Below are 498 nucleotides of genomic sequence, written 5' to 3' on the forward strand. Positions count from 1 at the left end.
TAATTGGCTCTCCGTAGTCTGGCACTCCTAGTAAACCTATGATAAAATTGGGGCGACTCATGAAATTTGGGTCTAGTAAATAGGATGACCAGCGGAGGATTTATGATAGAAGGCGCAAGAGTTTTGTCCCACCAAAGTGTGCTGCACCACATCGATGACCCGCGCGAACTCACGTTGTTCGTTCGTTCCGTAGTGGAAGCGCGGCCCGAGGTCTTCAACAGTATCTGCATCCACGGATTTCGGAAGATCGTGGCTGATTTGGTTGAGGAACTGGACGAGCGGTACGGGCCGGGGCTGACCATCGAGCTGCTGGACGCTCAGGACATGGACAATGAAGCCGACGAATTTACAGACGACATTCTGATGCTCATCACATCGAAACATAACAAGTTCCAACTGCAATGAAAAAGAAAGGACGAATATTCGTCATCGACGGAAATCACGCACTCCATCGTGTCTGGTTCACGTTGCGCACAGGCCGGCCAATCGAAGAGGCAC

At 50.8% G+C, this 498-nt stretch carries 1 protein-coding gene; it reads left to right on the plus strand.

Annotated features, from left to right (window positions below):
* The first annotated feature begins 102 nt into the window (after window positions 1-102).
* Window positions 103-405: a hypothetical protein gene (locus AC1RPT_RS07630; protein ID WP_289874084.1), complete on the plus strand. Its 303-nt coding sequence runs from the start codon at window positions 103-105 to the stop codon at window positions 403-405.
* Window positions 406-498 lie beyond the last annotated feature (93 nt).

It is taken from the genome of Dellaglioa sp. CoH-56-MRSF-11, assembly GCF_056782135.1.

Bases quoted from the DNA above. Each gene is read 5' to 3' on its own strand.
- AC1RPT_RS07630 (WP_289874084.1), top strand. From the start codon at position 103: ATGATAGAAGGCGCAAGAGTTTTGTCCCACCAAAGTGTGCTGCACCAC.